Genomic DNA, 1,025 nt, shown 5'->3' on the forward strand with positions numbered 1-1,025 from the left:
GGCGACAGTCCCACACACTATTGGCGCAGCCAAGGCTTACCCGTTTCCTACCGCCCCCATGCCGGATTGGAGAGTGTCGGTACCGAAGCACTCTTTAACTTAAGCATCCGCCACAACCCCATCGTCGAAGGCATACGCACGGCCGACTACAACTACCGCAGTGCCGATACCGACCTTTTTGCCGAAACCGACAACAAACAATCCGAAGAATCAGCCGACAATACCGTCTTATTGGGCAAACAGCAGCACTGGGGCCTTCATCCTAAAACAACCGACGAAGCCCAAGTTCAGACGACCCTGTTAAACGAAGCCAACCTTTGCCGTCAAACCGTCGCTACCGGCAGCGGCAACGTCGTCTCCATGACACCGATGAAGGTGTTCCAAACCGATGTCTCCTTCCCCGAAGCACCCGACGGCTGGCTGGTACTTTCCATGGAACACAGCGGCAGCCGCGATACCGCCTACAGCCACACCTTTACCGCCATCTCCGCCCAACTCGCCTACCGTCCCGAACGCACCACCCCGCGTCCGCATATCGACGGTACCTTACCGGCACGGGTCACTGCGGCAGAAAACTGCACCTATGCCTATATCGACGATATGGGCCGCTACCGCGTCAAACTCCCGTTTGATTTGGACGAATGGAGTCCGGGTGGGGAAAGCCGTCCCGTCCGACTGGCTAAACCCTATGCCGGTCCAGAATACGGCATTCACTTCCCCTTACACGAAGGCACCGAAGTGATGCTCTCCTTCGTACAGGGTAATCCCGACCGTCCGTATATCTCCGGAGTGATGCACGACAGCGCTCATACCGACCATATCCCTGCCGATTGGAACACCCGTAACGTCATCCGTACCTGGGCGAACAACAAACTCAGGATGGAAGACCTGCAAGGTCAGGAACACATCAAACTCGCCACCGACTATCAGAAATCTCAACTCAACCTCGGCCATATCGTCGACTCAAATCGTGATAAACGCGGAGAGAACGGCGAAGGCTTCGAACTCAGAACCGACGGTTGGGG

1 protein-coding gene is annotated in these 1,025 nt (G+C 56.4%); it reads left to right on the forward strand.

Annotated features, from left to right (window positions below; all coding sequences use genetic code 11):
- Positions 1-1,025: type VI secretion system Vgr family protein (locus TW89_RS10450; RefSeq protein WP_128581395.1), on the forward strand; the 1,025-nt coding region annotated here is incomplete at both ends.

Origin of the sequence: Neisseria flavescens (genome assembly GCF_001618065.1) — a bacterium.
Lineage (GTDB): Bacteria > Pseudomonadota > Gammaproteobacteria > Burkholderiales > Neisseriaceae > Neisseria > Neisseria flavescens_A.